Annotated in this window: 12 protein-coding genes; 4 read left to right on the forward strand and 8 right to left on the reverse strand. The window is 72.4% G+C overall.

The window, feature by feature from the left end; genetic code table 11:
* Together VHA72_RS11950 and VHA72_RS11955 are read left to right on the forward strand one after the other, a co-directional pair.
* Window positions 1-199 (forward strand): hypothetical protein (locus VHA72_RS11950; RefSeq protein WP_325575481.1); only part of this gene is annotated, 199 nt, incomplete at its 5' end.
* Window positions 200-211: 12 nt separating this feature from the next.
* Window positions 212-1,147: an alpha/beta hydrolase gene (locus VHA72_RS11955; RefSeq protein WP_325575483.1), complete on the forward strand. Its 936-nt coding sequence runs from the start codon at window positions 212-214 to the stop codon at window positions 1,145-1,147.
* 22 nt (window positions 1,148-1,169) lie between these two features.
* On the opposite strand, the gene VHA72_RS11960 is transcribed toward VHA72_RS11955, so the two are convergent.
* Genes VHA72_RS11960 through VHA72_RS11975 form a run of 4 tightly spaced genes read right to left on the reverse strand, consistent with a single transcriptional unit; the run spans window position 1,170 to window position 4,276 of the window.
* Window positions 1,170-1,862 (reverse strand): nitroreductase family protein, encoded by a 693-nt coding sequence (locus VHA72_RS11960; RefSeq protein WP_325575485.1) that lies wholly within the window; start codon window positions 1,860-1,862, stop codon window positions 1,170-1,172.
* A gap of 6 nt (window positions 1,863-1,868) precedes the next feature.
* Complete coding sequence (locus tag VHA72_RS11965) at window positions 1,869-2,960, reverse strand: SPFH domain-containing protein (protein WP_325575487.1); 1,092 nt, start codon at window positions 2,958-2,960, stop codon at window positions 1,869-1,871.
* A gap of 9 nt (window positions 2,961-2,969) precedes the next feature.
* The gene (locus VHA72_RS11970) at window positions 2,970-3,431 is read right to left on the reverse strand and encodes an NfeD family protein (RefSeq protein WP_325575489.1); all 462 of its coding nucleotides are present in this window, start codon (window positions 3,429-3,431) and stop codon (window positions 2,970-2,972) included.
* A gap of 47 nt (window positions 3,432-3,478) precedes the next feature.
* The gene (locus VHA72_RS11975; protein ID WP_325575491.1) at window positions 3,479-4,276 is read right to left on the reverse strand and encodes an ABC transporter ATP-binding protein; all 798 of its coding nucleotides are present in this window, start codon (window positions 4,274-4,276) and stop codon (window positions 3,479-3,481) included.
* Window positions 4,277-4,308: 32 nt separating this feature from the next.
* On the opposite strand from VHA72_RS11975, the gene VHA72_RS11980 reads away from it, so the two are divergent.
* Both VHA72_RS11980 and serB read left to right on the forward strand, forming a co-directional pair.
* Complete coding sequence (locus VHA72_RS11980; protein WP_325575493.1) at window positions 4,309-5,064, forward strand: Rv1486c family protein; 756 nt, start codon at window positions 4,309-4,311, stop codon at window positions 5,062-5,064.
* A 28-nt stretch (window positions 5,065-5,092) separates the two neighbouring features.
* Window positions 5,093-6,304 (forward strand): phosphoserine phosphatase SerB, encoded by a 1,212-nt coding sequence (gene serB, locus VHA72_RS11985; RefSeq protein ID WP_325575495.1) that lies wholly within the window; start codon window positions 5,093-5,095, stop codon window positions 6,302-6,304.
* A gap of 4 nt (window positions 6,305-6,308) precedes the next feature.
* On the opposite strand, the gene VHA72_RS11990 is transcribed toward serB, so the two are convergent.
* The 4 genes from VHA72_RS11990 to VHA72_RS12005 all read right to left on the reverse strand — a co-directional run.
* Window positions 6,309-6,821 carry a SixA phosphatase family protein gene (locus tag VHA72_RS11990; RefSeq protein ID WP_325575497.1) on the reverse strand — a complete coding sequence of 171 codons (513 nt, stop codon included), beginning with the start codon at window positions 6,819-6,821 and terminating at the stop codon, window positions 6,309-6,311.
* 4 nt (window positions 6,822-6,825) lie between these two features.
* Window positions 6,826-7,854 carry a DUF3533 domain-containing protein gene (locus VHA72_RS11995; RefSeq protein WP_325575499.1) on the reverse strand — a complete coding sequence of 343 codons (1,029 nt, stop codon included), beginning with the start codon at window positions 7,852-7,854 and terminating at the stop codon, window positions 6,826-6,828.
* A gap of 42 nt (window positions 7,855-7,896) precedes the next feature.
* Window positions 7,897-8,667, reverse strand: coding sequence for an enoyl-ACP reductase FabI (gene fabI / locus VHA72_RS12000; protein WP_325575501.1), 771 nt, complete (start codon window positions 8,665-8,667; stop codon window positions 7,897-7,899).
* Between the two features lies 1 nt (window position 8,668).
* A partial coding sequence (locus VHA72_RS12005; RefSeq protein ID WP_325575503.1) for an SDR family oxidoreductase occupies window positions 8,669-9,061 on the reverse strand: 393 nt, incomplete at its 5' end.

The following is a 9,061-nucleotide window of genomic DNA, read 5'->3' on the forward strand; positions in this document are numbered from 1 at the left end:
GATGTGCGCCCACCACGCGCTCGCCGCGGCCACGCTGGCGCGGCTCGCCCGGCAGCACGGGCTCGACCTGCTGGTCTGGACCGTCGACGATCCCCGACTGTTGCGCTGGTGGCTGGCGCCCGGCCGGGCGTGGATGGTCACCACCAACCATCCCGCCCGCGCCCTGGACCTGCGCCGGGCATCCGGGCCCGCGGACTGACAGACTGCCGCCGTGAACACCGACGTGCTGGGTGCGCCGTACACCGCCGAGACCATCCCGCTGCCCGACGACCACGAGGGCGAGGTCGTCGCCACCCTCGTCCGCCGCCCGGCCGGGGAGCCGACCCGACGCGCCGTCATCCACGTGCACGGGTTCGCGGACTACTTCTTCCAGACCGAGTACGCGGAATGGTGGAACGCTCGCGGCTACGACTTCTACGCCGTGGACCTGCCGAAGTACGGCCGCTCGATGCTGCCGCACCAGACCCCCAACTACACCACCGACCTGGAGGGCTACTTCCCCGTCCTCGACGAGGTCTGGCGCCGGGTGCGCGCCGAGCACGACGAGGTCGTCGTCACCGGCCACTCCACCGGCGGACTGACCACGCCGCTGTGGGCGGACGCGCGGCGACCCGACGGCCTGATCGGCATGTTCTTGAACTCGCCGTGGTTCGACCTCCAGGGCCCGGCGGTGATGCGCACGGTGGTCAGCCCGGTGGTCAAGCGCTTGGGCCGGCTCCAGCCGATGCGGGCCATCCCGCGCAGCGTCAGCGGCTTCTACACCCGCTCACTGCACCGCGATCACGAGGGCGAGTGGGACTTCAACCTGCTGTGGAAGCCGGTCGAGTCCTTCACCGTGTACGCCGGCTGGCTGCGCGCGGTCCGGGTCGCGCAGGCCCGCCTGCACGCCGGGCTGGCGGTGCCGTGTCCGGTACTGGTGCTCTCCTCGGGCGCCAGCGGCCACCCGCGGCAGATGGACGCCACCGTGCACGGCACCGACATCGTGCTCGACGTACCCCAGATCCGGCAGTGGGCCACCGCCGTGGGACCCCACGTCACCTACGTGGCCATCGACGGCGCCCTGCACGACGTCGTCCTCTCCCGCCCCGACGTCCGGGCCCGGGCCTACGCCGAGCTCGACCGCTGGCTCACCGCCTACGTCGAGTAGTCACTTTCGGCCCGTCGAGAGGTCACTTTCGGCCCGTCGAGGCGTCACTTTCGGCGGCCAGCGGCGGCCCGTCGAAGCGCTCCCGGGTGACGAACTCCTCCACCCGCTGCCGGCGCAGCCGGGTGGGCTGGTGCCGGGGCCGGCCCAGTGGCACCACGCAGGCCAGCGCGTAGCCGGCCGGGGCGCCGACCAGCTCCAGCACCTCGGGCTCGCGGGCCACGGCCATGGTGGTGATGGTGCCGCCGTACCCCTCCGCGCGAGCGGCCAGCAGGACGTTCCACACCAGCGGGTAGACCGACGCGCCGCCGACCAGGCCGATCCGGTCGAGGTCCTGGTCGGTGGCGGCGAGCGCACCCAGGTCGACCAGCACCACCAGGACGACCGCCGCGGTATGCAGCGGCTCGACGAACGCCGCCGGCACCGGCGTGGCGGCGATCTGCTCGGCGTCCACCCCGGCGGGCGCAAGCGGGTTCCACGGCGTCTCCCCCGCCCGCGCCTGCGCCATGTAGCGCCGGGTGCCGGGCTCGCTCAGCTCGGCCAGCCGGCGCCGGGTTCCCGGGTCGCGGACGACCACGACATGGGCGCCCTGCCGGTTGCCGCCGCTGGGTGCGAACCGGGCGGTGTCCAGGATCCGGTGCAGCACCTCGTCGGGCAGCGGGTCGGCGGTGAACTCGCGGATCGCGGCCGTGGTCCGGATGGCGTCGTCCAGGTCCATCGAGCCTCAGGACTCGCCCGCGGTCGGCTCCGCGCCCGGCGTCGGCGGCGCCTCCATGCCCTGCGCCTCGGCGATCGCCTGCCTGACCGCCTCGTCGGCGGCGCTGGCGGCCTGCCCCAGGTCCGGCACGGCGGGCTCGCTCGGCCCCATGTCGACCCGCTTGAGCGGCCCGGCGGGCTGCTGCGGGATGCCCTTCAGGTCGTTCAACGTCGAGCCGAGACCCTCGAGCGCGCGTCCGATCTCGCTGGGCACGATCCAGAGCTTGTTCGCGTCGCCCTCGGCGATCTTCGGCATCATCTGCAGGTACTGGTACGCCAGCAGCGACTGGTCCGGCTGACCGTCGTGGATCGCCTGGAAGACGGTCTGGATCGCCTGTCCCTCGCCCTGGGCGCGCAGGATGGCTGCCTCCCGGTCGGCTTGCGCCGCCAGGATCTTGGCCTCGCGCTCGCCCTCGGCGTTGAGGATCGCGGACTGCTTGTTGCCCTCCGCGGTCAGGATCGCCGACTGCCGCTCGCCCTCGGCGGTCAAGATCACGGCGCGCTTGTCGCGGTCGGCGCGCATCTGCTTCTCCATCGCGTCCTTGATGGACGGCGGCGGGTCGATGCCCTTGATCTCCACCCGGCTGACCTTGATGCCCCAGCGTCCGGTCGCCTCGTCGAGCACGGCGGAGAGGCCGGAGTTGATCTGCTCGCGGCTGGTCAGCGTCGCCTCGAGGTCCATGCCGCCGACGATGTTGCGCAGCGTGGTCATGGTGAGCTGCTCGACGGCCTGGATGTAGTTGGCGATCTCATACGTCGCGGCGATCGGGTCGTTGACCTGGAAGTAGATCACCGTGTCGATGGAGACCGTCAGGTTGTCCTCGGTGATGACCGGCTGTGGTGGGAAGCTGACCACCTGCTCGCGCATGTCGATCAGGTAGCGCACCTTGTCCACGAACGGCACCACGACGTTGAGCCCCGGGGAGAGAGTGTCCTTGTACTTCCCGAACCGCTCCACGACGCCCGCGCGGGCCTGCGGGATGATCCGCACGGACTTGGCCAGCGTCGTCACCACGAACAGCAAGATGATCACGAGGACGACGAGCAGGGCAGTGGCCATGGTGGGCTCCTAGTTCTCCAGACGACCGATCGGATACACGTACGCCGTCGCGCCTCGAACCTGCAGCACCTCGACCGGCGTCCCGGGCTCGATGACGGTGGTGTCGTCGTACGGCTCGGCGCGCCAGTCCTGGCCGTCGATCTTGATCCGGCCCGGCTCCAGCGCCGAGATCCGGCCGGCGGTGACCGTGCGCAGCCCGATCAGCCGCTGCGGCCCGATCCGCAGCTCGGGGCCGCCGTGCAGCCGGTGCACCAGGTTGGGCCGGACCAGGCCGAGCATCGCGAGCGCGACCACGGCGGCGACGAGGATCTGGGCGATCACGTTGTCGGTGGCCAGCGCCACCACCATTCCGCCCACCGCGCCGGCGGCGAGCATCAGCAGGACGAGGTCCAGGCTCGCCATCTCGGCGACGGCCAAGACGAAGGCCCCACCCAGCCAGGCGACCCACAGATGGTCACCGATCCAGTGCATGAGGCGAATCTAGCGCGGTTCGCCGCACCACCGCGGCGAGACGGTGATCAGACCGCGCGGCGGGTACGGCGACGGGCCGCATAGCGACCGTCGGCGTGGTCCAGGGCCAGCGGCATCCCGAACGTCGCCGACAGGTTCGCCTCGGTCAGCTCCTGCTCGAGCAGGCCCGCCGCGACCACCGAGCCGCGGCGCAGCATCAGCACGTGGGTGAAGCCCGGGGGAATCTCCTCGACGTGGTGGCTGACCAGCACGGTGGCCGGCGAGTCGGGGTCGTAGGCCAGCGTCGAGAGCGTCGAGACCAGGTCCTCGCGGCCACCCAGGTCGAGCCCGGCGGCGGGCTCGTCCAGCAGCAGCAGCTCCGGGTCGACCATCAGCGCGCGGGCGATCTGGACGCGCTTGCGCTCGCCCTCGCTCAGCGTGCCGAACGTGCGGTCGGCCAGATGGTTGATCCCCACCTCGACCAGCAGCGAGGAGGCGCGCTCGTGGTCGACCTCGTCGTACTGCTCCTTCCAGCGGCCGTAGACGCCGTAGGACGCGGTCACGATCACGTCCCGGACCACCTCGTCACGTGGGATCCGGTCGACCAGGCCGGCGCTGCTGACACCGATGCGCGGCCTGATCTCGCTCAGGTCGACCTTGCCCATCCGGGCGCCGAGCACGTCGACGGTGCCGGAGGTGGGGTGCATCTGGGCCGCGGCCAGCTGCAGCAGCGTGGTCTTCCCGGCGCCGTTCGGGCCGAGGACCACCCAGCGCTCGTCCTCCTCGACCAGCCAGCTGACCCGGTCCAGCAGGAGACTGGATCCTCGGCGCACGGTGACATCGACGAGATCGAGGACGGCGGCCATGGCCGTCACCTTATCGACTAGCCTTCGGGGCCGTGGTGCCCTCCCCCAGCCCGCTGCCCGCCTCGCTGCGCCTGGCGTGGTGGGGTACCGCCTGGCTGCGCGGCGAGGTGGTCGCCGACCTCATGCTCGACGCGGTGATCGACGCCGATGCCACGCATACCGTCACCGGCCTGGCCGCGCTCGGCCTCGGCGGCGACGACGCGGCACAGACGCTGATCGGCGGCCTGGGTCGACTGCGGGCCGAGGGCGCAACCCTGATCGGCGCGGCGTACCCTGTCGCGGGCGACGCGGTCGGCCTCGGCGGGCCGGCGGCGTTCAACCATGCCGCGCTCGACGCCCGCGAGGCCGTGGTCACCGACGCCGGGATCGGGCTCGTCCCGGTGCGGGTCGGAGCGGTGCTGACCTGGCAGGGGTACGCCGCCCACCGACGGCAGCTGCCCGACGTCGGCGAGGCCGACCGGGGGCTGCGCACCGCGCTGCTCGAGACCGCCCAGGCGCTCGCCGACCTCGACGTCGCCCGTTGGCGTCCCGACGTCGCCGACCGGCTGATGAACCTGCGCCATCGCGGCCCGCTGTCCGCGCCGCCGGGCGTGCCGACGCGCTGCGTGGACCTCGCCGCCCGCGGTCTGCAGGCCGCCGAGATCGTCGACCTGGCCAGCGCGGACGACGGCGCCGCGATCTCGGCCGGCGAGATCCGGGCCCGTCAGGACGCATTGGTGCCGCTGGCCCGCGCCGCCCGCCGAGCGCTGACGGCGGCGGGCTCCCCGGAGGTCTGGCCGCCGGTGTAGGGCGGTCTACAGATAGCCTCTCCCTGCGATGGCTCCTGCACCCGACACCCTGCTCATCACGCTCACCGGCCGCGACCGGCCGGGCGTGACCTCCTCGACGCTCGCCACCCTCGCTCTCGCCGGCGTGGACGTGGTCGACCTCGAGCAGATCGTGCTGCGCGGCCGGCTGGTTCTCGGCCTGCTGGTCACCGCACCCGCCGACCCGGACGCCCTGCGCACCGCGATCGTGGAGACCGCGCACGCGCTGGAGATGTCGGTGGAGATCGAGTCGGGCAGCGGCGACACTCCGCGCCGACCGCGCCAGCGCGCCCACGTCACCGTGCTCGGGCTGCCGCTCAAGGCGGCCGCGATGGCGGCGGTGACGCGTCGGATCGCGGCGGCCGGCGGCAACATCGACCGGATCCGACGACTGGCCCGCTATCCGGTCACGGCGTTCGACCTGCACGTCTCGGGCGCCGACCCGGATGCGCTGAGGACGGCGCTCGCCGTGGAGGCGGCGGCCCAGGGCGTGGACATCGGCGTACAGCCGGAGAATCTGCTGCGCCGAGGCATGCGGCTGATCGTCATGGACGTCGACTCAACGCTCATCGACGGCGAGGTGATCGAGATGATCGCCGCGCACGCCGGCTGCGAGGCCGAGGTGGCAGCGGTGACCGAGGCGGCCATGCGCGGCGAGCTGGACTTCGAGGAGTCGCTGCGGGCGCGGGTGAAGCTACTCAAGGGCGTGCCCGCCTCGGCCCTGGACCAGGTCTACGAGTCGCTGCACCTCAACCCGGGGGCACGGACGATGGTGCGCACGCTGCGCCGGCTGGGCTACCGGTTCGCGATCGTCTCGGGCGGGTTCTCCCAGATCACCGACCGGCTGGCCGCGGACCTCGGCATCCACTTCGCACGCGCCAACGAGCTGGAGATCGTCGACGGCGTGCTCACCGGCGAGGTGGTCGGCGAGGTGGTCGACCGGGCCGGGAAGGCCCGCGCGCTGCGCGAGTTCGCCGCCGAGCTGGGCCTGACCGAGGCCTCGACCGTCGCGATCGGCGACGGCGCCAACGACCTCGACATGCTGGCCGCGGCCGGACTGGGCGTGGCCTACAACGCCAAGCCGGCGGTGCGCTCGGCCGCTCACACCGCCGTCAACGTGCCCTACCTCGACACGATCATGTACCTGCTCGGCATCACCCGTGAGGAGATCGAGGCTGCGGACGCCGAGGCCGGGATCGTCACGCCCGCTCCCCCGGTCTGACCGGCTAGCCCCGACCGACGTGGAACCCGGTGACCATGGCGGCGCCCTCCTCGAGGTCGGTCCAGTCACCGTCGTAGGAGAACACCGCCACCCCGGCGGTCGGGAAGCCCATCGCCATCGCGTTGCCCGCGTCCTCGTCGCCGGCGCCGTCGTCGAGCAACTGGGCCAGATTGCCGATGGTCGGGTTGTGCCCGATGACCAGCAGGGTCGTGATGCCGTCCTCGGTCTCGCGGATCAGGTCCAGCGCGGTGTCGGTGCCGGCCGCGAAGAGCCCGTCGTCGTACACGGCGAGGTCCAGCTCCCACCCGGCGGCGAGGGCGATGTCCTCCCACGTCTCGGTGGTGCGCGCGGCCGCGGAGACCAGCGCGTACTCGGGCTCGACGCCCTGCTCGGCCAACCACACGCCGGCCTCGGCGGCGTCGGCGTGGCCGCGTTCGGTCAGCCGCCGCTCGAAGTCCGTCGGGGCCGAGGCCTCGGCCTTGGCGTGCCGCACCAACACCAGCGTCCGGATGGTCATGACCTCAGCCTAGGGCCGTCGCGTCGCTCGGGCGCCGCGCCACGGCCACCAAGGTGACCAGCGCGCCGGCGACGGCATAGCCGGCGACGACCACCAGCTCCACGCCGATGCCGTGACCGGCGAAGTAGACGATCCGTCGTACGGCGTCGGTGCCGGCGCCGTTGGGCAGCCACGGGCCCACCCCGCGCCACAGCGCCGGCAGCAGCTGCCACTGATAGGCACCACCCGCGCTCGGGTTGCCGAGCACCACGAACAGCAACACCGTCAGCCCGATGCCGAGCGTGCCGAAGAGCACCTGGAACGCCATCGTCACCGTCGCCGCGGAGAGCACCAGCAGCGTGCCGAGCCCGGCCAGCGCCCAGAAGTGCCCGGTCAGCGCGCCGATCAGCGGCCCGACCACCAACGCGCCGCCGAGGCCGCTCAGGATCGCGTAGGGGACCGTGGCACCGAGTCGGATCACCGCGCGACGCAGGTTGGCCGGGCGGGCACCCTTCGCCACGCCGAGCAGCGAGGCGACCAGGTAGCCGCCGACCAGCCAGCCGATCACCAGGTAGAAGCCGGACAGGCCGCGACCGTCACCGGACTGCAGCGGCACCAGGTCGGTGGTGGCGTAGGTCCGGTGCTGCTGCCCCTCGAGAGCGTCGGCCACCTGCTGCACCGCCGTCACCAGTGAGGCGCCAGCGCCGGAGGCGACCAGCAGCTCGTCGTGGGTCGAGCTCGGATCGACGACCAGCGCCGCGGCCAGATCGTCGCCTGCGATCTGCCGGGTGGCGGTGGCCCGGTCGGCCAGCGCACGGGCATCGACCGGGCTGCCGGCCAGGCCGTTGAGCCGGCCGGCGAGCTGACCCGCCTGCTGGGCGCTGCCCGGCACCACGACGCCGACCGAGATGGAGTGCGCCTTCTGGTGGTGGAAGGCGCCGACGTACGACGCCACGAACGCCAACTGGACCAGCAGCACCCCTGTCACCAGCAGCGCGGTGCGGATCGAGACCGCATCTTTGAGCTCGGCGAGGAAACCGTCGGGACGCGTCATGGGCTCACCCTAGGGGCAGCCGCGACGCCTGTGCAGCGGCGCTCAGGCCCCCATCGCGTGGAAGCCGCCGTCGACGTGAACGATCTCACCCGTGGTGGCCGGGAAGAAGTCGCTCAGCAGCGCGCAGATGGCCTTCGCGGTGGGGATCTGGTCGGTGTTGTCCCAGCCCAGCGGCGACTTGGACGCCCACATCGAGTCCAGCTCCTCGAAGCCGGGGATCGCCTTGGCGGCCAGCGTCTTGAGCGGGCCGGCCGAGACCAGGTTGACCCGGATGCCCTCGGGGCCCAGATCTCGCGCCAGGTAGCGCGCCGTCGACTCCAGACCGGCCTTGGCGACGCCCATCCAGTCGTAGGCGGGCCAGGCCACCGTCGCGTCGAACGTCAGCCCGACCACCGACGCGGGCGTGGCCAGCACCGGGCGCAGCGCCTGGGTGAGGCTCATCAGCGAGTACGCCGACACCCGCACCGCCTGCGCCACGTCCTCCCACGGCCCGGTGAGGAACTTGCCGCCGAGCAGCGTCTCCGGGTTGCCGTAGGCGATCGAGTGCACCACGCCGTCGAGCCCATCGACGTGCTCCCGAACCGCGTCGGCGAGACCGGCCAGGTGCTCCTCGTTGGTCACGTCCAGGTCGAGCACGGGGGGCTCGACCGGCAGCCGCTTGGCGATCCGCTTGGTGATCGACAGCGCCCGACCGAAGTTGGAGATGAGCACCGTCGCGCCCTGCTCCTGTGCCACCTTCGCCGCCGCGAACCCGATGGAGGTGTCCATCGTGACCCCGGCGACCAGGATCCGCTTTCCGTCCAGCAAGCCCATGTCAGTGCCCCATTCCGAGTCCACCGTCAACCGGGATGACCGCCCCGGTGACGTATCCGGCGCCGGCCAGCCACACCACGGCGTCCGCCACCTCGGCGGGCTGCGCGTAGCGCCCCAGCGGCACCTGCGTCTTGATCGCGTCCTTCTGCGCGTCGGTGAGCACGTCGGTCATGTCGGTCTCGACGAAGCCCGGTGCCACGACGTTCGCGGTGATGCCGCGCGAGCCCAGCTCGCGGGCCAGCGACCGGGCCAGCCCGACCAGCCCGGCCTTCGAGGCGGCGTAGTTGACCTGACCCGCGCTGCCGAGCAGCCCGACCACCGAGGAGACGAAGATCAGCCGGCCGCGGCGCAGCCGCAGCATGCCCTTGGCGGCCCGCTTGGCCAGCCGGTAGGA

This window comes from Nocardioides sp. (assembly GCF_035547795.1).
Classification (GTDB): Bacteria; Actinomycetota; Actinomycetes; order Propionibacteriales; family Nocardioidaceae; genus Nocardioides.

What these genes read in the sequence shown, in the direction of transcription:
- VHA72_RS11990 (WP_325575497.1), bottom strand. Translation starts at nt 6,821, where the DNA reads ATGACCATCCGGACGCTGGTGTTGGTGCGGCACGCCAAGGCCGAGGCC.
- VHA72_RS11960 (WP_325575485.1), bottom strand. Translation starts at nt 1,862, where the DNA reads ATGGACCTGGACGACGCCATCCGGACCACGGCCGCGATCCGCGAGTTC.
- VHA72_RS11965 (WP_325575487.1), bottom strand. Translation starts at nt 2,960, where the DNA reads ATGGCCACTGCCCTGCTCGTCGTCCTCGTGATCATCTTGCTGTTCGTG.
- fabI (WP_325575501.1), bottom strand. Translation starts at nt 8,667, where the DNA reads ATGGGCTTGCTGGACGGAAAGCGGATCCTGGTCGCCGGGGTCACGATG.
- VHA72_RS11995 (WP_325575499.1), bottom strand. Translation starts at nt 7,854, where the DNA reads ATGACGCGTCCCGACGGTTTCCTCGCCGAGCTCAAAGATGCGGTCTCG.
- VHA72_RS11970 (WP_325575489.1), bottom strand. Translation starts at nt 3,431, where the DNA reads ATGCACTGGATCGGTGACCATCTGTGGGTCGCCTGGCTGGGTGGGGCC.
- serB (WP_325575495.1), top strand. Translation starts at nt 5,093, where the DNA reads ATGGCTCCTGCACCCGACACCCTGCTCATCACGCTCACCGGCCGCGAC.
- VHA72_RS11975 (WP_325575491.1), bottom strand. Translation starts at nt 4,276, where the DNA reads ATGGCCGCCGTCCTCGATCTCGTCGATGTCACCGTGCGCCGAGGATCC.